The following is a 17,296-nucleotide window of genomic DNA, read 5'->3' on the forward strand; positions in this document are numbered from 1 at the left end:
CCGGCGGATTTCCGTTGCGCAAGGGGGCGGGAAACGCTATAATGTTTCTACGCATAGAAACATGACGCCGGCCGGCAGGCCTGGCGACGCACCTCGAACGAGCGACGACGAAACATGAACAACGACGACGGATTGATCGACGCCTTCTGCTCCATCACCGATCCGCGCGAGATGGAGCGGTTCTTCGGCGAGATATTCACCCCGGCCGAGATCGACGATCTCGTGCTTCGATGGCGCCTGATGCGTCTGCTGCACCGGAAGACGCCGCAGCGGCGGATCGCCGGCGAGCTCGGCGTGAGCCTCTGCAAGATCACGCGCGGCTCGCGCGTGCTCAGGAAGAAAAACGCCATCAGCAGGAAACTGCTGGAGAAGACACAAGGGGTGAATGATGAACGACGGACGCATCGCAGGAAACCTTCCCGACCGTGAGGGCCGCTTCGGCCCGTACGGGGGCCAGCTCGTGCCCCCCGCGCTCCAGGACATCCTCAAGGAGATCGCCGCCGCCTGGGAGGAGGCGCGTGTCGATCCCTCCTTCGGCGAGGAGCTCGCCCGGCTCTACCGTCACTACGTCGGCAGGCCGAGCCCCGTCTTCGAGGCGCGGAACCTCTCGCGGCGCATCGGGGGCGCCCGGATCTTCCTCAAGCGCGAGGATCTCAACCACACCGGGGCGCACAAGATCAACCACTGCCTCGGCGAGGCGATGCTGGCGCGCCGGATGGGCAAGCGCACGCTCATCGCCGAGACCGGCGCCGGGCAGCACGGGGTCGCCCTCGCCACGGCGGCCGCCCTCGTCGGCCTCGACTGCGCGATCTACATGGGCCGCGTCGACATGGAGAAGGAGCACCCGAACGTCGTGCGGATGAAGATCCTCGGCGCGCGGGTCGTCCCGGTCGACCGCGGCGCGTCGACGCTCAAGGAGGCGGTCGACGCCGCCTTCGAGGCCTACCTCGAGGATCCGGTGACGCAGTTCTACGCGATCGGATCGGTCGTCGGCCCCCATCCCTTCCCGACGATGGTCCGCGACTTCCAGCGGATCGTCGGCGACGAGGCGCGCGGCCAGTTCGCCGAGCTCGCCGGGGGGCTCCCCGACAACCTCGTCGCCTGCGTCGGGGGCGGCTCGAACGCGATCGGGCTCTTCACCGCCTTCCTCGACGAGCCGTCGGTCAAGATCTACGGCGTCGAACCCGCCGGCCGCTCGTTCCGCCCGGGCGATCACGCGGCCACGCTCACGTTCGGCTCGCCGGGCACGATCCACGGCTTCCGCTGCTACCTCCTCCAAAACGAGTCGGGCGAACCGGCGCCGGTCTATTCGATCGCCTCGGGGCTCGACTACCCGGGCGTGGGCCCCGAGCACTGCCTGCTCAAGGACACCGGGCGCGTCCGGTACGTGACGGCGAACGACCGGGAGGCCCTCGACGCCTTCTTCCTCCTCTCCCGTACGGAGGGGATCATCCCGGCCCTCGAGAGCGCGCATGCCGTGGCCTTCGCCGTCCGCCTCGCCTCGCTCCTCGGCCGCGAGCGGACGATCCTCGTCAACCTCTCCGGGCGGGGCGACAAGGACATCGACTACGTGGCCGAGCGGTTCGGGGAGACCTACGGGATCGATTGAGCATGGGAAAGGACCGGCGCCTCCGGCTTCGCGGCCGCCGGCCGCGGGGCCGGGCCGGCCGCCGGCAGCGGGGCCGGGCCGTCCGGGGGCGCCGCGGAGGCCGCCTACAGGAAGATCGCGGCGAGCACGGCGGCCACGAGGAGCCCCGGCAGGAGGTTCATCACGCGGATCTTCGTTACGCCGAGGATGTTCAGCCCCATGCCGAGCAGGACGAGGCCGCCCATCGCGGTCAGTTCGCCGACGACCGGGTCCGCCACGAGCCTTCCGAAGGCGGCGGCCGCGAGGGTGATCCCGCCCTGGTAGACGAGGAGCGGCAAAGCCGAGAAGAGCACGCCCACCCCCATCGCCGCCGCGAGGGCCGCGGCGGAGAACCCGTCCATCAGCGACTTCGTCAAAAGGAGGTCGGGGCGCCCCCCGAGCCCCTCCTCGATCGCGCCGAGGATCGTCATCGATCCCATGCAGAAAAGGAGAAAGGCGGTGACGAGCCCCTCGGCGAAGCGGTCGGCGCCGATGTGGAGGCGCGACTTGAACCGGTCGGCCACCCGCTCGATCCGGTCCTCGAGGCGCAGGAGCTCCCCCGCGATGCCGCCGATGAGCGCGCTGAAGACGAGCACGATGTAGCTCGACGTCCTGAGCGCCATGGCGACGCCGAGAAAGAGGGTGAAGAGGCCGATCGCCTGGAAGGCGGCGCCGGTGATCCGCGGCGGGAAGGCCCGGCGGAGGAGCAGCCCCGCGGCGCCCCCGGCGAGAACCGCGGCGACGTTGACGATCGTTCCGAGCATCATGCCTCCCCCGTTCGGCGCGTCAGTCGGGAAGCGCCTCGATCCCGTCGAGCAGGTGCTCGATCGGATGCGCTCCGACCAGGTCGGCCGTCTCGTTGATGATCGTCTTCGGCACGCCGCTCACGCCGTACTTCACGGCGAGATGCGGGAAGGTGGACGCCTCGACCATGTCGGCCCGGACGCGGGGGTTCTCCAGGGCGATCCGGTGCGCCGCGACGACCGCCGCGGGGCAGTACGGGCAGGAGAGCCCGATGAAGACCTGGAGATGCACGTCCCGGTCGATCGCCGCAATCCGCTTCATGACGTCGGCCGGGAGCGTCTCCCTGACGCCCGAGACGGCGAGGATCGCGCTGATCCACGAGTTGACCTCGTAGCCGGCGGGCACGCCGTAGAAGGTGACGCCGGTCGGCCCTCCCGCACCGTCGAGAAGGGTGAGGGCGGGGATCTTGTCGATGCCCAGCGCGTCGGCCGCCTCGCGATCGGCGAGGAAATCCTTCGTCTCGAAGGAGAGCTTGGCGGAGAGACCGGCGATCGTCCCGGCGAAGCGGCGCATCTCCGTGCAGCTTTCGCACTCGATCTCCTGCGTGAACATGACGATGCGCACATCGTGCTCCATCTTCGCCAGGATGCCGGCGAGCTGCTTCTTCACGTCGTCGTCGAACATCGTCATCGCTCCGTCCCCTTTCCGCGCCCGAAACGCGCTCCGTGCGTCCGGTACTGGGCGGCGATCCCCGCGGCGGCGAGAAGGGCCCAGATCACGACGAGGATCGTCGCGTCGCTCCCGTGGAACCGGGCGAACCGTCCCGGCATCGTGTAGACGGAGAATGGATCGATCGGCCGCCCCGCGAGGCAGAGCGCACCGGCGATGACGTGCCACGAGCCGGCGATCGCCGTCGCCACGACGATGACGAGCCGCTGGAACGCGAACGCGAGCAGGCCGCCGAGAATGGCGGCCACGATCGGCAGCAGGAGCGCGAGCCCCGTCCCGCCGGCGACGAGCGAGCCGACGAGCCAGCCGGCCATCGCGCCGAGGAGGAAGACGCCCACGGGGTAAAGAGCCGTGACCAGCGCGGCGCCGACGAGCCCGCCGACGAGCGCCGCGAAGAAGACGGCGAGCCCCCCGCCGGCGGCGGTCCGCATGACGAGGGCGGCGGCGAGCCACGCGCCGGCGGCGAAGCCGACGATGCCGAGTATCGCCCGGAACGCGCGGTAGCCCCTGAAACACATCACGAGCCCGACGACGACCGAGATCGCCGCGGCGACCGCGAACGGCACCGATATGGCCATGAGTCATCCTCCCTTTCGTGATTCAACTCGCATGCCGGCCGCCGTACCGCTCTCCCCGGGCGGCCGCGAACCCGGCCGAACCTATTTTCCCTTCCTGCCCCGCCGGAACAGGTGTTCGAACCGCTGCGGCCCGACGAATCCCTTCAGGGGGAAATGCCCCTCCCGGACGACCTTCGTATCCTCGATCGTGTAGAAGGCCTGCGGGTTGTGCTCCTCGATGATCCGGGCGACGCGCGTGAGATCGGTGCGGCGGACGACCGAGTAGACGATGCTGACCGGCCCGAGCATCCCCTCGGCGGGAACGGCGGTCACGCCGAAGTGCGCGCCGCGCAGCGCCGCGATCAGCCGGCTCGCGTCGCGCCTCGTGATGATGCGCATGATGATCGTGCCCATGGCGAGCTTCTCCTCGAGCAGCAGCCCCACGTAGGTGCCCGCGGCGAAACCGCCCCCGTAGGCCACGTAGCAGACCCAGTTGGAGAGGTTGCGCATGATCTGCCCGATCGCGAGCAGCCACACGATCACCTCGAAGAACCCGAGGAGCGGCGCGATGTACTTCCGGCCCCGGGAGACGAAGACGATCCGCAGCGTCCCGATCGAGACGTCGACGATGCGCGCGACGAAGATCATCGCCGGGATGAGCAGCCACCGGAAGAGATCGCTCTCGAGAACGGCCGGTTCGATCATTCCCGCCCGCCTTTCCCCTGCGGGTCGGCGAAGCGCCCGTCGTCGCGCACCCGGCGGAACCGCGAAGTCTTTCCCTCGAGCCATCCGCGGCGGGCGCCGGGGACCGAGTCGATCTCGGGGATGTAGGGCTTGATGTCGAGCAGCGGCGTGCCGTCGACCATGTCCACGCCGCGCACCCGGAGCCGCGCCCCCTCGACGGCGAGGAGCTCGACGACGGAGAGGCCGATCGGGTTCGGACGGCTCGGGCTCCTGATGGCGAAGACCCCCCGCTCGACGTCGTCGAGGAAGGGCGTCTGGAGCATCGCCGCCGGCCGGGCCAGGTGGAAGCAGAAGACGAGGATCAGGTGCGAGAATCCCTCGATGTCGCGCAGCCCCGCGGCGAAGGGCGGATAGATCTCCACCGTCCCCTCCGCCCCGGCCGTGCGCTGGATGGGCGTGCCGGCAGGCTCGGCGAAGGGGGAGCGGATGATCCCGATCGGTTGCATCTCGATCCGGTTCATCGCCGTCTCCCGTCTCGCGTCAGGAACGGGGCCGCAGCGTCCGGCGGCGCCCGTCGATCCCGATCGTCGTCTTCGAATAGGTGATCTTCTCCACGATCAGCCCGCCCTCGAGCCGCAGCACGTCGACGCCGCGCCGCGTCTCGGCGGCGCCGGCCTCCCCCTCCTCGAGGGACCGGCTGTGCAGCGTCCACCGCAGCACGGCCCGCGCGCCCCCGTCGCCCACGAAGAGGTCCTCGAGATCGAAGCAAATCGTCTCGTCCGCGGCGAACCAGTCGCGCCACATCGCCCGGAGCCGCTCGCGGCCCTCCACGCGAAGGCCTGACCAGTGCTCGTAGACGACCGCCTCGTCGAGCAGGGCGGCCACGCGGTCGATGTCGCGCTCGTTCCACGCCGCCATCCACTCCCCGAGCGTCCGCCGCAGTCCGTCGCCGTCCATCGTGTCCCTTCCGCGCCTCAGCGCCGGCCTTTCAGTCGGTCGAGGCGCTCGCGCGCCTCGGCTGCCCATTCCCCCTCGTCGTCGAGGCGGAGATACTCCTCGAGATGCCGCGCGGCCTCGTCGTTCCGGCCGAGCTTCTCGCAGGCGACGGCGAGCGCGTAGAGCGCCTGCCGATGCCCCGGATCCCTCTCGATCGCCGCGAGAAACGCCTCGCGCGCCCCGGCGAGGTTCCCGTCGTGGAACCGCGCGTTGCCGAGAGCGAACCGGTACCGGGCCTCCGCCGGCCTTCGCCGGACGAGGTCCGAGAGTATGCCGGCCGCCTCGCCGTGGAGGCCGAGCCGCCCGTAGGTGACGGCGAGATTGTACGAGGCGTCCGCGAAGGAGTCGTCGAGCGACAGCGCCTTCCGGAAGCGCTCGACCGCGCCGGCGTAATCGCCGCAGTCCGCGAGGGCGAGCCCCTCGTTGTAGACCGTCGCCGCGCCCTTCCGCCTGTCGAGGCGGCGCAGATCGCCGCCGGTGAAGGGGACGCGGACGCCGCTCCCCGGCTCCGGCGCCGCGCGCGGATCCTGGCCGTTGAAGCCGGCCAGCCCGTCGGCGCGCGACGGATCGCCGTAGAAGGACTCGGCGATGGCGCGCCAGTTCTCCCCCGGCGCCACCTCGTGGGTGACGACGCGTTCGTATTCGCCGGCCGTCCCGGGAGAGCGGGGGCCCGCGCACGACGCGGCGAGGAGCGCCGACGCCAGGGCGATCGCGATCGGCCTCATCGCCGTTTCGTTTCCTTTCCACGCGCACGGCCGGCGTTCGCGCGCTTCGCTGCGGGCGGCGCGGCGCGCCGTGCGCCGCCGCCTGCCGTCCGGCGGGCTTTACCCGCCGGGGTTGCCGCTTTCGCCACGCCGCAGGCTTGGCGGTAGACGTCGAGGAGCGCGGCGCCGGACCGTCCGGCCGCCTCGCGGCAGGCGTCGTATTCCGGGGCGCACCTGACGCCGCCGCCGGGGAGCCGCGCGTACTTGACGGCGATGTCGCCGAAGGGCGTCTCTATTGTTCCCCCCCAGCGCTCCAGCTCGACCCGCTCCTCGCGGGAGACCCGCACGCCGAGGGTCGTCGTCTCGCGGAAGAGGAGCTCGACGACGCGGTCGCGTGCGCTCTCCTCGCAGATGACCGTCACGAGCACGCCGGGGCGGTCCTTCTTCATCATCACCGGAGCCAGGCAGACGTCGAGCGCCCCGGCGCCGGCGAGGGCCTCGCGGAGCCAGCCGTAGATCTCGGGGTTCATGTCGTCGATCGTCGTCGATACCACGGCGACCGTCCGCTCCGGCCCGGCCTCCGCCGTCTCGATGACGCGCAGCATCCCCGGCGTTTCGCCGGTCTCCCGCGTGCCGGCGGCCGAGACGATCCTGCGCGGCACGACGGGGCGGTCTTCGCCGATCTCGCGGGCGATCGTCTTCATCAGCACGGCCCCGGTGGGGGTGACGATCTCCCCGGGCCGGTCGACGAAGTGCACCGTCCTCCCGGCGAGGAGCTCGAGGGTGGCCGGCGCCGGCAGGGGCAGCTCGCCGTGCGCGATCCGGACCGTGCCCGTGCCGACACGGAAGGGCCGGTGCCAGATGGGCGGGAAGCCGAGATGCGCCAGGGCCGCCATGCTCCCGACGATGTCGACGATCGAATCGACGGCGCCGACCTCGTGGAAGTGGACCTCCTCGAGTGGCCGGCCGTGGATCCTGCCCTCGGCCTCGCCGAGGAGCAGGAAGGCCCCGGAGGCGAGATCGCGGACGCGCCGGTCGAGCGGCGAACCGTCGATCATCTCCAGGATCTCGCGGAGCGTGCGCGCATGGCGCGACGGCTCGTACTCGACGCGCGCCCGGTGCATGACGATCCCGCCGCGCTTGATCCGGCCGAAGACGATGCGGAAGGGCTCGAGCCCCGGCAGCGTCGCGACGTCGCGTGCCACGAGCTTCGGATCGGCCCCCAGGGCGAACAAACAGCCGAGGAACATGTCCCCGCTCAGCCCGCCGGTCGGATCGACGACGAGCGCGCCCATGTCCGCGCGCGTGTTCCCGTCCCTCTTCACCGCGTCTTTCCTTTCCCCGCGCGGGCCCGGCCCGCCGTGCGGCAGATGACGGCGGCGGCGTAGCCGGCGCCGTACCCGTTGTCGATATTGACGACCGTCACGCCCCCCGCGCAGCTGTTCAGCATCGTGAGGAGCGCCGAGAGCCCCCCGAAGCTCGCGCCGTAGCCCACGCTCGTCGGCACGGCGACGATGGGGGAATCGGCCACGCCGGCCACGACGCTCGCCAGCGCCCCCTCCATCCCGGCGACGACGACGATCACGTCCGCGGCGCGGATACGGTCGATGTGCGAGAAGAGCCGGTGGATGCCGGCCACGCCGACGTCGTGTATCCGGTCGACGGCGCAGCCGAGATACCCGGCCGTCAGGGCCGCCTCCTCGGCCACCGGGCGGTCGCTCGTCCCGCCGGAGACGACGGCCACCTCGCCGAGCGGCCGCGCAGCCGGGCGCCCGATGAAGAAGAGCCGGCCCTCCTCGTGGTAGACGGCGTCGGGCAGCTCGCCGGCGATGTCGGCGAAGAGCGAGGCGCTGCAGCGCGTGGCGAGGAGGTTCGTCCCCTGTCCGACCACCCTGCGGGCGATCTCGACGATCTGCGGCGCCGTCTTCCCCTCGCAGAAGACGGTCTCGGGAAAGCCGCGGCGCAACGAGCGGTGGTGGTCGATCTTGGCGAACTCCATGTCCTCGAAGGGCAGGACCCGGAGCCGTTCGATCGCCTCACCGACGGTCGTCTCGCCGGCGGCGAGGCTCTCGAGGAGCTGTTTCAGGCGGGATTCGTCCATTCCTTCTCGATCTCCTCTCTCATCTCGGCGATCACCTCGAGCGTCTCGCCGAGCGTCACGGTGCCGGACAACCGGCTCCGGAAGTCCCGCATCCCGCGCAGGTCGCGCACGTACCAGCGGAAGAGCTTTCGCATCTCGAGCACGGCGAGCCGCTCGCCCTTCCATGCTACCGCAGAACGCAGGTGCCGCTCCAGCACATTGATCGCCTCGTCGGGCGGCACCGGCGCGCTCTCCCGCCCGGCGATCGCGTCCGCGATCTGCCGGAAGATCCATGGGCGCCCGTAGGTGCCGCGCCCGATCAAGACGATGCGGCACCCCGTCTCCTCCACCGTTTTCGTGAAATCCGCCGGCGAGCGGACGTCCCCGCTCGCGATGACCGGCACCGCGAGCGCCTCGCGCAGGCGGGCGAGATGCGCGGGATCGGCCTCGCCGGAGAATCCCTGCGTCCGGAAACGCGGATGGAGGATCACGGCGGCGGCCCCGGCGTCCGCCGCGGCCTCCCCCGCCTCGAGATAGTTCTTCTCCCGGCTGCTCCAACCGGAGCGGATCTTCACCGTGACGGGGATCTCGACCGCCGCGACGACCGCCGCCACGATGTCCTCGAGGAGGCAGAGGTCGCGCATCACGGCCACGCCGCCGTTCTTTCTCACGACCTTCTTCACCGGGCAGCCGAAATTGAGATCGATGAAGGCGGGCTCCTCGGCGGCGGCGATCGCCGCCGCCTCGGCGAGCACCGCCGGAATGGCCCCGAAGAGCTGTATGCCGAGCGGCGCCTCGCCCGGGAGCCGCTTCATGATCGATCTCGTCTTCTTTCCGTCGCGCACGAGCCCGTCGGCGCTCACCATCTCCGTGACGGCGAAATCGGCGCCGTACTCCGCGCAGAGCAGCCGGTAGGGAGCGTCGGTGAAGCCGGCCATCGGCGCGACGCCGGCGAGCGGCGCGCCCTTCGCGGCGAGCATGTCGCGAAACAGGTTGCCCATGGCACGCTCCGTCGGCGGACGCCGGTCCGCGGTCACAGCGACAGGCTGTGCGGCACGAGGAAGAGGCCCATGCTGATGACGAAGGCGGCGACCACCGCCGCGGCGAACACGCGCGGGGAGACCGGGTCGCTCCGCTCGCCCCGGCCGAAGAAGCTCCCGCGGGCGAGCAGGATCGTCAGTATCCAGCAGACGAGCATGATCTGCGTCTTGTTGTCCGTCACGTCCCAACCGAAGGGGAATCCCTCCCAGGCAACGCCGTACGCCTGCTGGTTGAGGATCATGCCGAGCGGCCATCCCCCGACGAAGGTGAAAAACATCACCCACCGGCTCATCACCACGGTGAAGTTCTTCCCCTCGGTGCCGCGCAGGACGGCGAGGGCGCCGAGCAGGCACATCGCCATGGTGAAGAAGGCGGCGAACATGAAGATCATGTGCAGCACGAGAACGGTCGTCGAGTAGATCCCCTCGTACTTGATCGAGAGGAATCCCCCGCCGGCGGGCATGCGTATCTCCTCGCCGTCGGGCGTCCCGACGACGAAGGCGTACTCCATGCGCTTTCCGCGGGGCAGGGCCGGGAGGCGGGCGACGTACCGTCCGTTTCCGGCCGCGGTCATCCTGATTCCGTCGATGCGCTCCGCGCCGCGCGGGCGATAGAGGACGAGCGGCGGGGCGGAGGGCTCCCCGGCCACGTCGAGCACGAGCTCGGGCTCTCCCGGCCCCTCCTGGTCGACGACGGTGGTGTGGCGGATCGTCACGTCCGCCGCCGATCCGGCGAGATCGCGCGGGCGGTTCGCCGAGAGGTAGCGGGCGAGAAAGACCATGACGAGCGTGATGACGATCGAGACGATGATACGGCGTTTCACTGACGACCTCCGGTTGCGTTTCGCACATGATACGCGAGCGGGACCGCCGATGCAAGCCGCCCGTCCGGTTGACTCGGCCGTCCCGGCATCGTAGATTAACCGGTGTGCCCGGCAAGCCGCGGCCTGAACGACGGAAGGACGACCCGGCGTAATGCTTCGGGAGATGACGATCGAGGGCAAACGCCCACTGCGGGCCGACCTGCGCACCCGGCGGCCGAACGAGCCCCGGCCGGTGGTCGTGGTCCTCCACGGCTTTCTCGGCTACAAGCGCTGGGGCTTCTTTCCCTGGCTCTCCGAGCGGATCGCCGACGCGGGATTCCACGTGGTCACGCCGAGCTTCGGCCTCTGCGGGGTCGACGAGGAGACCGGCCGCATCCTGCGCCCCGACGAATTCGCCCGCAACACCGTCTCGGACGAGGTCGAGGACCTCCACCGGATCCTCGGGTTCGCGCGGGACGGGGGTCTTTCCGTGCCGGTCCGACCCGGCGCCGCGGGGCTCGTGGGCCACAGCCGCGGCGGCGCCGTGGCGATGATCGCCGCAGCCGACCACCCGGAGGTCCGCGCCCTCGTCACCTGGGCGACCCCCTCCACGCTCGACCGCTACACCGAACGCCGCAAGCGCCTGTGGAAGGAGGAGGGCCGCCTGGTCTTCCGCGACCCGCGCGCCGACGAACCCCTCTCCCTCTCCTACGCCTACTACGAGGATATCGCCCGGCACTGGCTCGAGCCCCCGCTCGCCGAACGGGCCGCGCGTCTCGAGGCGCCGCAGCTGCTCGTCCACGGCGAACAGGACGCCACGGTGACCCTCCGGGAGACGAAGGCCTTGCTCGACGGCCGCGTCGGGAGTACGATCGAGCTCGAGGTCGTCCCCGGCTGCGGGCACGCGTTCGGCACGACGCACCCGATGGACCGCCCGCCGGCGCCGCTCGAGACCGCCGCCGGCCTCACGCGCAACTGGCTGTCGCGCCATCTCGCCGACACCGAAAGGAGCGATCGTGAATCCCGGTAGACGCATCGTTCTCGTCGCCGTCGTCGCGGCGGCGATCGTCGTTCTCATCGTCATTCTGTTCGCGAACCGCGGGGACGTCGCGCGGAAGATCTACCTCGCCGAAGGCGAGCGGCTCGTCGAACGGATCCCTCCCGACTACCGGGACCGCTACACCGAGGAGCTCCGCTACACGCTCGACAAGTTCTGGAGCGCCTGGGAAGGCGGGTACGTCACGCGGAACGACCTCACCGACGTGACGGACCGGATGCGTTCGCTGAACGCGCAAGACGAGGTGACCCGGATGGAGATCTTCGATTTCATCGGGGACGTGAGCCGGTTGTACACCGATGCCTTCAACGAGGAGCGCGAGCGGCGGGCCGCGCAGGAGCAGGACGGCGGATAGGCCGGAATCAGTCGTCGCCGGCGAGGACGAGACGGTTGGTCAGCTCCCGCTCGACGTCGCGGAAGTTCCGCCAGGGCACCGACGCGATCCCCTCCTGCTCGCAGTGTTCGAGGAGTTCCCCCTTCGCCAGAACGAGGTCGGCGAAGGCCGCGGGGCAGCGATCGCTGTAGCCGTTGCCCACGTAGACGACGAAGAACCCCTTCCCCGAGAGTTGCTCCACGTGAAACCGCTTGCAGTTCGCGCACATCGTGCAGTCGAGGCGGTCGTACCAGGGATACTCGATCCCCGCGAGGCGGCCGTCGTCGACGACGAGGTGGTTCGAGCGGACATGGAGATAACCGAGGGCGGCGTTCATCAGCATCCGGTCGATGTAGCGGTCGAGCCCGTCGCTCAACACGACGAACTCGTACCGGCGGCGGTTGCAGAAATCGACGAAATCGCCGAAGAAGGGATCGAGGGCCTCGCCGTCGGCGAAGCGGTCGAGATCGCCGGCGTCGGCTTGCACCCAGGCGATCTCGCTGTCGAGGCATTCTCGGGAGGACACGAGCCCCATCATCCAGCGCTCGAGCAACTCGTCGCGCGCCGCCGCGTCGGGCACGTACCGCTCGAAGAAGCAGTGGCCGACGTCCCGACTGGCGATGGTGCCGTCGAAATCGCAGGCGATGGCGACCTTGCGGTTCACTGCTCCTCCGACTTCGCGAGCTTCTGCTGCTCCTCCACGTAGGCGAACATGCGATCGAGCGTCGGAGCGGCGCGGAACATCTCGAGGACGCTGAGGATCTCCTGGTCCTCGGGAAGGGTCGCGATGTAGGCGCCCTTCGTGCCGAGCTCCTTGCGGAAGATCTCGCGCTTGACGGCGAGCTTCACGTAATCGAGGTTCTCCTCCTCGTTCCACGCGGCCTCGTCGATCTCCACCTTCTTCTCGTCGAGGAAGGCCCGGAAGAGGTCGAGGACCGCCGTGTCGACGACGAAGCTCTCGTCGACCTCGTGGTCGACCGTGTAATGGACCGCGAAGGAGAAGAAGGAGTTGTTCCGCTCGAGCTTGAGCTGGAGATCGGTGAACTCGGGGAGATCGATCTCCCAGTCGGGGGTGATCCCGCCGCCGCCGTACACCACGCGTCCGCCGTTGGTGTAGTACTTCTCGCGCTCGGTCGTCTCCGTCGAGTCCGGCTTCGCCTCCGCCGCCTCCTCGTCGCGATCGTTGCGGTCGTTGTGGATGCACCGGTGGCTCGGCGTGTAGTACTTCTGGGTGGTCAGCTTGAGCGCCGAATCCTCGCCGATCCGGATGACCGTCTGGACGGAGCCCTTGCCGAATGTCGTCTGCCCGACGATGACGGCCTTGTCCCAGTCCTGCAGCGCCCCGGCGACGATCTCCGAGGCGGAGGCGCTCGCGCCGTTCACGAGCACGACGACCGGGTAGCCGCTGTGCGTGTTCTTGCCGTTCGAGTAGAACTTCTGGTTGTGGCTCGGGATGCGGCTTTCCGTGTAGACGATCAGCTTGTCCTTGCCGAGGAAGAGGTCGGAGACGTCGCGCGCCGCGTTGAGCAGCCCGCCGGGATTCGAGCGCAGGTCGAGGATGAGCCCGTCGAGCCCCTGCTCCTCGAACCCGAGGAGGATCCCGTGGAGATCGCGCGCCGTCTTCTCGGCAAACCGCGCGATGCGGATGTATCCGACCCGGTCGTCGAGCATCTGGTAATAGGAGATGCTCGGCACGCGGATGATCTCGCGCGTGATCGTGAAATCGAGATTCTCGTCGAGGCCCTCGCGCGAGACGGCGATGCGCACCTGCGTGCCGGGGCTCCCGCGGAGCTTCTCCACCGCGTCCTCGGAGGTCCAGCCGCGGGTCGTCTCCCCCTCGATCCCGACGATGCGGTCGCCCCCCTGGATGCCGACGCGCCAGGCCGGGGTGCCCTCGATCGGCGAGATGACCGTCGGGTACTCGTCGCGGACGACGATCGTGATGCCCAGGCCGCCGAACTCGCCGCGCGTGTCGATCATCAGGTTCTCGTACTGGTGCTTGTCGAGGTAGACCGAATGGGGATCGAGCTCGCGCATCATCCCGTCGATCGCGGCGTCGATCATCTCCTCGGAGTCCATCTCCTCGACGTAGAGGTCGAGGATGCTCTGCAGGACCTCGCTGAAACGCTCGAGATCCTCGAACACGGCTTCCTGCGCGGCCTTGTCGCGCTCCTCGGCCCAGACGTAGAAGGAGCCGGCCGCCACGAGGACCAGCAGGGCGACCAGAATGACGACTCTCTTGTTGAACTTCACGATTCGGACCTCCGGACCGGTGTGCGCCCCGCCCCCGCTCGGGCGTTATCATGAATCGTGCCGGTCGACCCGGCACAAGGGACGTTCAGCCGACAATGCCAATATAGCGGTCGGGCGAGGGGGGCGCCAAAGGGAATCCCCCCTTCCCCCTACTCGACGTGTACGCCGAAACGCTCCCGAAGGTTCCCCAGGACGCGGCCGACGACCTCGTGTAGGGGCGCCGCGGCGTCGACGACGACGACGCGCCCCGGCTCGCGCGAGGCGATCCGCAGGTATCCCTCGCGGACCCGCTCGTGGAAAAAGCGGCTTTCCCGCTCGAGCCGGTCGGGGGCTCCTTCCCCCGCCGCCTCGCGGCGCTCCGGCCCGCGCCGGAACCCCTCCTCCACGGGAAGATCGAACAGGTAGGTGACCGAGGGAACCGTTGCGCCGACCGCGAAGGCGTTGAGCTCGGCGACACGCTCCTCGCCGATGCCGCGCGCCCATCCCTGGTAGGCGACCGAGGCGTCCATGAACCGGTCGCAGAGCACCCACCTGCCCGCCGCGAGCGACGGCCGGATCACCTCGTCGACGATCTGCGCGCGCGCGGCGATGTAGAGCAGAAGCTCGGTCTGCGGCGAGATCTCCTCGTTGCCCGGATCGAGCAGGACGCGGCGGATCGCCTCGGAGACGGGATTGCCCCCCGGCTCGCGCGTGAGGATCGCCTCGACGCCGGCCCGGCCCAACCGCTCGAGGACGAGGCGGGCGACCGTCGATTTCCCGGAGCCCTCGACCCCCTCGAAGGTGACGAATCTCGCTTCCATGGCGACCTCTCAGGCGGTGAGCTCGCCGATGCGCCGCTGGAACCGGCGGAAGGCGAGGCTCACCTTGAAGATCTCGTCAGCGCCGGCGGCGATCCAGACGCCCATGAGCGACAGTCCGGCGGTGAAGGCCAGGTTGAACCCGAGCACCATCTCGAAGAAGAGGACCCCCGCGAAGGCGAGGTACATCGGGTAGCGGTTCTCGCCGACGCCGCGGAGGCTGTAGGAGTAGATGAAGGACAGGGCCTTCGGTATCTGCACGAAGGCGGCGATCTGCAGCACCCGCGCGCCGAGCTCGACGACCTCCGGGTCGCTCGTGAAGAGCAGGATGAAGTAGCGGGCGCGGAGGAAGATCACCGCGGCGATGAAGAGGACGACGCCGCCGACGAGCCAGAAGAACGTGCGCGTCGTGTGCCTCGCGTGGTCGTGGTCGTTCGCCCCGTAGCACCGCCCGACGAGCGTGAGGGCGCCGATGGCGAACGCCTGGTAGAGGATCGAGAAGAGCCGCTGGAAGGTGAGGATGATCTGGTGCGCGCTCGCCTCCACCGCGCCGAGACGGTTGGTGTATCCCATGACGACGATGATGCCGGTCATCCAGGCGAGCTGCTCGAGGGTGATCGGCGTGCCCGTGCGCAGGATGTGGAAGATGCTCTTCCGCCGCGCGTAGCGGAAATCCTTCCATCGGAAGGTCAAAAGGCTCCGCCCCCGGAGGATGACGCTGTAGGTGAAGACGCACCCGGCCGTGTGCCCGATCCCCGCGGCGATCGCCGACCCACGGGGGCCGAGCGCCGGCAGGGGCCCGATGCCGAAGATCAGCACGAAGGCGAGGACGAGATGGATCCCGTTGACGAGCAGGGAGACGATCATCGACAGGTGCGTGTCCCCCGCTCCCCGCACGATCCCGATGGCGACGAGGTTCATGATGATGAAGGGGGCGAACCAGGCGATCGTCCGCAGGTAGTCGGCGGCGACCGCCGTCACGGCGGGGGTCGTCCCCAGCAGCGTCCGGAAGATGAAGGGCGAGAGGAAGCCCCAGAGCGCGGCGATGCCGATCGCGACGATGGCGGTGGTGAAGAGCGACTGCCCGAGGAAGTGGTTCGCGTCCTCACGCCGCCCCTCGCCGACCAGCCGGTTGATGACGATCGACGCGCCGAAGATGAAGATCAAAAGGACCGTGAAGGTCCAGAGGATGATGTTGACGATCGAGCCGACGGCGGTGACGGCGTCGACCGCGCGGGCGCCCGCTCCCGGGTAGCAACGCATCATCACGCCGGCGCCGATCCGGCCCATGAAGGTTATCTCGATCGTCCACATGACGATCTGCGCGGCCAGGTCGACCACGATCGGCACGGAGGTCTTGAGAATGGAAACGAGGCTGTTCCTGTTCTTCATGTCATGCGGGCCCGACCCGCGACGGCGGACGACCGGCCGGTCTCCGCCTTCGCCCCTCCCGGGCGCGGCGGGCAGGGACCGCCGGACGCGCTCAGGAGTTCCTGTCGATCGTCAGGCGCCTGACGTGCATGACGCGCTGGACGGAGGTGTACACGGTCGATATCGCGAGGAAGACCACGACGACCACCAGCAGCGTACGCCCGAAAAGCAGGCCGCCGAGGAGGATCGCCACCCGCTCGGGCCGCTCGAGAAGCCCCACCGTGCACTCGAGGCCGAGGCCCTCGGCCCGGGCCCGCGTGTAGCTCGTCAGGAACGAGCCCGCCAGCGCGACGAGCAGGAAGAAGACGATGAGATGCGCGCCCGCGCCCTCCCCCATGAAATAAAAGATGAGCGCGCCGAAGTAGGCCATCTCGGTGAGACGGTCGCCGGTGGAATCGATGAAGGCGCCGAAGGTGGAGGAGGTGCCCATCCGCCGGGCAAGCGAGCCGTCCACCGTGTCGCAGAGGCCGGAGACGATCAGGATGACCGCTCCCCACCTGAGCGAGCCCCGGGCGACGACCACGGCGCCGACGAGGCTCAAGGCGATGCCGAACAGCGTGACGCCCGTCGGCGTCGCGTTGAAATACGAAAGCGTCGCCACGACGGGATCGAGCAATCCCCGCAAGCGGTCCCTGATCTCGGATTTCGTCGCCACGTCTACCTTCCTGTTCTTTCGTGAAACGGTAACGTATTATGAATCCCGTCGCATTCCCTGTCAAGCCGTTCCGCGGCGGCGTCGGCCCGCCCCCGCGACGACCAGCGTGATCTCGCCGCGGACCCCCGAAAGGCGGAACCGCGCGAGCAGTTCGGCCGCCGTCCCGCGCGCCACCTCCTCGTGGAGCTTGGTCAATTCCCGGGCCACGGCGACGGGCCGGTCTCCGAGCACGCGGTCCATGACCTCGAGCGTGGCGAGGAGCCGGTGGGGGCTCTCGAAGAAGATCGTCGTGCCCGGATCGTCCCGGGCCTCGGCGATCGTTTGCTCGAGCCGGCCCGATTTCCGTGGCAGGTATCCGCGGAAGGTGAACCGGTCGGGCGGAAGCCCCGAGAGGACGAGGGCGTCGAGCGCCGCGCTCGCACCGGGAATCGCCGTGAAATCGATCCCGGCCTCGATCAGGGCCCGCACGAGGTAGAAGCCGGGGTCGGAGACGGTCGGCGTGCCGGCGTCGGAGACGAGGGCCATCCGCTCGCCCGCGGCGAGCCGGGCGACGATCCCGGGAGTGACCCTCTCCTTGTTGTGGTCGTGGTAGGCGCTCGTCGGCGTTCCGACGCCGTGCCTCGAGAGCAGGCGGCGCGCCATCCGCGTGTCCTCGGCGAGCACGAGATCGACGAACCGGAGTGTCTCGACGGCCCGGGCGGACAGATCGTCGAGGTTGCCGATGGGAGTGGCGACGAGATAGAAGGAGTAGGTCTTCATGGCGGAC

General features: G+C 69.4%; 21 protein-coding genes. 4 read left to right on the forward strand and 17 right to left on the reverse strand.

Features of this window, described 5'->3' with window-relative positions; translation table 11 throughout:
- The first annotated feature begins 114 nt into the window (after positions 1-114).
- The gene (locus JW876_07345) at positions 115-429 is read left to right on the forward strand and encodes a transcriptional regulator (GenBank protein ID MBN1885318.1); all 315 of its coding nucleotides are present in this window, start codon (positions 115-117) and stop codon (positions 427-429) included.
- Positions 389-1,609 carry a tryptophan synthase subunit beta gene (trpB, locus tag JW876_07350; GenBank protein ID MBN1885319.1) on the forward strand — a complete coding sequence of 407 codons (1,221 nt, stop codon included), beginning with the start codon at positions 389-391 and terminating at the stop codon, positions 1,607-1,609. The genes JW876_07345 and trpB overlap by 41 nt, the downstream gene beginning before the upstream one ends.
- Before the next feature lie 104 nt (positions 1,610-1,713).
- Here trpB and JW876_07355 read toward each other — a convergent pair whose 3' ends face one another.
- The 11 genes from JW876_07355 to JW876_07405 form a co-directional block, all read right to left on the reverse strand.
- Positions 1,714-2,391, reverse strand: a complete 678-nt coding sequence (locus tag JW876_07355) for a DUF554 domain-containing protein (GenBank protein MBN1885320.1) — start codon at positions 2,389-2,391, stop codon at positions 1,714-1,716.
- Positions 2,392-2,413: 22 nt separating this feature from the next.
- Positions 2,414-3,061, reverse strand: coding sequence for a thioredoxin family protein (locus JW876_07360; GenBank protein MBN1885321.1), 648 nt, complete (start codon positions 3,059-3,061; stop codon positions 2,414-2,416).
- The gene (locus tag JW876_07365) at positions 3,058-3,678 is read right to left on the reverse strand and encodes a DUF4203 domain-containing protein (GenBank protein MBN1885322.1); all 621 of its coding nucleotides are present in this window, start codon (positions 3,676-3,678) and stop codon (positions 3,058-3,060) included. Before JW876_07365 ends, JW876_07360 begins: the two co-directional genes overlap by 4 nt.
- A gap of 81 nt (positions 3,679-3,759) precedes the next feature.
- Positions 3,760-4,362 carry a DUF2179 domain-containing protein gene (locus tag JW876_07370; GenBank protein MBN1885323.1) on the reverse strand — a complete coding sequence of 201 codons (603 nt, stop codon included), beginning with the start codon at positions 4,360-4,362 and terminating at the stop codon, positions 3,760-3,762.
- On the reverse strand, positions 4,359-4,862 hold the full coding sequence (gene tsaA, locus JW876_07375; GenBank protein MBN1885324.1) for a tRNA (N6-threonylcarbamoyladenosine(37)-N6)-methyltransferase TrmO: 504 nt from the start codon (positions 4,860-4,862) through the stop codon (positions 4,359-4,361). Before tsaA ends, JW876_07370 begins: the two co-directional genes overlap by 4 nt.
- A 19-nt stretch (positions 4,863-4,881) precedes the next feature.
- Positions 4,882-5,298: a nuclear transport factor 2 family protein gene (locus JW876_07380; GenBank protein ID MBN1885325.1), complete on the reverse strand. Its 417-nt coding sequence runs from the start codon at positions 5,296-5,298 to the stop codon at positions 4,882-4,884.
- Between the two features lie 17 nt (positions 5,299-5,315).
- On the reverse strand, positions 5,316-6,062 hold the full coding sequence (locus tag JW876_07385) for a tetratricopeptide repeat protein (protein MBN1885326.1): 747 nt from the start codon (positions 6,060-6,062) through the stop codon (positions 5,316-5,318).
- On the reverse strand, positions 6,059-7,366 hold the full coding sequence (gene larC, locus JW876_07390; protein MBN1885327.1) for a nickel pincer cofactor biosynthesis protein LarC: 1,308 nt from the start codon (positions 7,364-7,366) through the stop codon (positions 6,059-6,061). The genes JW876_07385 and larC overlap by 4 nt, the downstream gene beginning before the upstream one ends.
- Positions 7,363-8,142 carry a nickel pincer cofactor biosynthesis protein LarB gene (gene larB / locus JW876_07395; GenBank protein MBN1885328.1) on the reverse strand — a complete coding sequence of 260 codons (780 nt, stop codon included), beginning with the start codon at positions 8,140-8,142 and terminating at the stop codon, positions 7,363-7,365. Before larB ends, larC begins: the two co-directional genes overlap by 4 nt.
- On the reverse strand, positions 8,124-9,122 hold the full coding sequence (gene dusB / locus JW876_07400; GenBank protein ID MBN1885329.1) for a tRNA dihydrouridine synthase DusB: 999 nt from the start codon (positions 9,120-9,122) through the stop codon (positions 8,124-8,126). The genes larB and dusB overlap by 19 nt, the downstream gene beginning before the upstream one ends.
- A gap of 32 nt (positions 9,123-9,154) precedes the next feature.
- Complete coding sequence (locus JW876_07405) at positions 9,155-9,985, reverse strand: hypothetical protein (protein MBN1885330.1); 831 nt, start codon at positions 9,983-9,985, stop codon at positions 9,155-9,157.
- A gap of 151 nt (positions 9,986-10,136) precedes the next feature.
- On the opposite strand from JW876_07405, the gene JW876_07410 reads away from it, so the two are divergent.
- Entirely contained in the window at positions 10,137-10,994 is an 858-nt protein-coding gene (locus tag JW876_07410; protein ID MBN1885331.1) for an alpha/beta fold hydrolase, read from the forward strand.
- Entirely contained in the window at positions 10,981-11,376 is a 396-nt protein-coding gene (locus JW876_07415) for a hypothetical protein (protein ID MBN1885332.1), read from the forward strand. The genes JW876_07410 and JW876_07415 overlap by 14 nt, the downstream gene beginning before the upstream one ends.
- Positions 11,377-11,383: 7 nt before the next feature.
- On the opposite strand, the gene JW876_07420 is transcribed toward JW876_07415, so the two are convergent.
- The 6 genes from JW876_07420 to rsmI form a co-directional block, all read right to left on the reverse strand.
- Positions 11,384-12,058, reverse strand: coding sequence for an HAD-IB family phosphatase (locus JW876_07420; GenBank protein MBN1885333.1), 675 nt, complete (start codon positions 12,056-12,058; stop codon positions 11,384-11,386).
- Entirely contained in the window at positions 12,055-13,647 is a 1,593-nt protein-coding gene (locus JW876_07425; GenBank protein ID MBN1885334.1) for a S41 family peptidase, read from the reverse strand. Before JW876_07425 ends, JW876_07420 begins: the two co-directional genes overlap by 4 nt.
- Before the next feature lie 149 nt (positions 13,648-13,796).
- Positions 13,797-14,447 (reverse strand): dTMP kinase, encoded by a 651-nt coding sequence (locus JW876_07430; GenBank protein MBN1885335.1) that lies wholly within the window; start codon positions 14,445-14,447, stop codon positions 13,797-13,799.
- Positions 14,448-14,456: 9 nt separating this feature from the next.
- Entirely contained in the window at positions 14,457-15,836 is a 1,380-nt protein-coding gene (locus JW876_07435) for an MATE family efflux transporter (protein ID MBN1885336.1), read from the reverse strand.
- A gap of 91 nt (positions 15,837-15,927) precedes the next feature.
- Positions 15,928-16,530, reverse strand: coding sequence for a CDP-alcohol phosphatidyltransferase family protein (locus tag JW876_07440; GenBank protein ID MBN1885337.1), 603 nt, complete (start codon positions 16,528-16,530; stop codon positions 15,928-15,930).
- Between the two features lie 60 nt (positions 16,531-16,590).
- On the reverse strand, positions 16,591-17,289 hold the full coding sequence (gene rsmI / locus JW876_07445; protein ID MBN1885338.1) for a 16S rRNA (cytidine(1402)-2'-O)-methyltransferase: 699 nt from the start codon (positions 17,287-17,289) through the stop codon (positions 16,591-16,593).
- Positions 17,290-17,296 lie beyond the last annotated feature (7 nt).

This window comes from Candidatus Krumholzibacteriota bacterium (assembly GCA_016931295.1).
GTDB lineage: Bacteria > Krumholzibacteriota > Krumholzibacteriia > Krumholzibacteriales > Krumholzibacteriaceae > JAFGEZ01.

Coding starts and splice junctions, on each gene's coding strand:
- JW876_07345 (MBN1885318.1), top strand. CDS start 115: ATGAACAACGACGACGGATTGATCGACGCCTTCTGCTCCATCACCGAT.
- JW876_07410 (MBN1885331.1), top strand. CDS start 10,137: ATGCTTCGGGAGATGACGATCGAGGGCAAACGCCCACTGCGGGCCGAC.
- rsmI (MBN1885338.1), bottom strand. CDS start 17,289: ATGAAGACCTACTCCTTCTATCTCGTCGCCACTCCCATCGGCAACCTC.
- trpB (MBN1885319.1), top strand. CDS start 389: ATGAACGACGGACGCATCGCAGGAAACCTTCCCGACCGTGAGGGCCGC.
- JW876_07380 (MBN1885325.1), bottom strand. CDS start 5,298: ATGGACGGCGACGGACTGCGGCGGACGCTCGGGGAGTGGATGGCGGCG.
- larB (MBN1885328.1), bottom strand. CDS start 8,142: ATGGACGAATCCCGCCTGAAACAGCTCCTCGAGAGCCTCGCCGCCGGC.
- JW876_07430 (MBN1885335.1), bottom strand. CDS start 14,447: ATGGAAGCGAGATTCGTCACCTTCGAGGGGGTCGAGGGCTCCGGGAAA.
- JW876_07385 (MBN1885326.1), bottom strand. CDS start 6,062: ATGAGGCCGATCGCGATCGCCCTGGCGTCGGCGCTCCTCGCCGCGTCG.
- JW876_07355 (MBN1885320.1), bottom strand. CDS start 2,391: ATGCTCGGAACGATCGTCAACGTCGCCGCGGTTCTCGCCGGGGGCGCC.
- tsaA (MBN1885324.1), bottom strand. CDS start 4,862: ATGAACCGGATCGAGATGCAACCGATCGGGATCATCCGCTCCCCCTTC.
- JW876_07365 (MBN1885322.1), bottom strand. CDS start 3,678: ATGGCCATATCGGTGCCGTTCGCGGTCGCCGCGGCGATCTCGGTCGTC.
- JW876_07360 (MBN1885321.1), bottom strand. CDS start 3,061: ATGACGATGTTCGACGACGACGTGAAGAAGCAGCTCGCCGGCATCCTG.
- JW876_07370 (MBN1885323.1), bottom strand. CDS start 4,362: ATGATCGAACCGGCCGTTCTCGAGAGCGATCTCTTCCGGTGGCTGCTC.
- JW876_07435 (MBN1885336.1), bottom strand. CDS start 15,836: ATGAAGAACAGGAACAGCCTCGTTTCCATTCTCAAGACCTCCGTGCCG.
- dusB (MBN1885329.1), bottom strand. CDS start 9,122: ATGGGCAACCTGTTTCGCGACATGCTCGCCGCGAAGGGCGCGCCGCTC.